Genomic DNA, 733 nt, shown 5'->3' on the forward strand with positions numbered 1-733 from the left:
GGACGTCACGGCGGCGCACCCCGGCGTGGAGGTGTCCGCCCTGGTGCCCGGCCAGACCGGCACCATCACCCTGCGCGGCCTGGGCACCGCGCGCGACCCGTACCCCTTCGACGTGGTCGAGGGCCGGGCGGCGCACGGCCCGGACGAGGCGGTCGCCGGTCAGGGCCTGCTCGACCTGCTCGGCGTGCGGATCGGCGACTGGGTGCGGATGACGGTCGAGGGGCAGCCGCAGGTGCTGCACATCGTCGGCCGGACCATCGAACCGGAGAGCGGCGGCCGCGTCGTCTCCGCGTCGCTCGACACCCTGCGCGAGCGCGACCCGGAGCTGCGCCCGGCCTTCCACCACGTGCTGCTGCGACCGGACGCCGAGCCGGACGGGGTCGCGGCCGAGCTGGCGGAGGCGGCGGGCGGCTCCCTTGAGGTCCGTGGAATGCCGCCGCCCGAGGGCGGTCTCGGCCCGGCCCGCGGGGTGATCGTCGGGGTGATCGTGGTGCTCGCCCTGATCGGGCTGACCGAACTGCTCACCATGATCGGCACCAGCGTCCGGGACCGGGCCCGCGACCTGCTGGCGCTCAAGGCCATCGGCCTGACGCCGCGCCAGATCAGTTCGGTCATCGTGGCCGCCGCGGGGTTCACCGCGCTGGCCGCGGCGGTACTGGGCACCGGCGCGGGCGTGTGGGTGGGCCGGTGGCTGGTGGACGCGCAGGGCCGGTCCAGCGGCGTCGGCGCGGGC

Annotated in this window: 1 protein-coding gene; it reads left to right on the plus strand. The window is 76.7% G+C overall.

Annotation, left to right across the window (positions count from 1 at the left end):
• Positions 1-733: FtsX-like permease family protein (locus ACYVE9_RS29480; protein ID WP_461030931.1), on the plus strand; the 733-nt coding region annotated here is incomplete at both ends.

This window comes from Streptomyces sparsus (assembly GCF_054776295.1).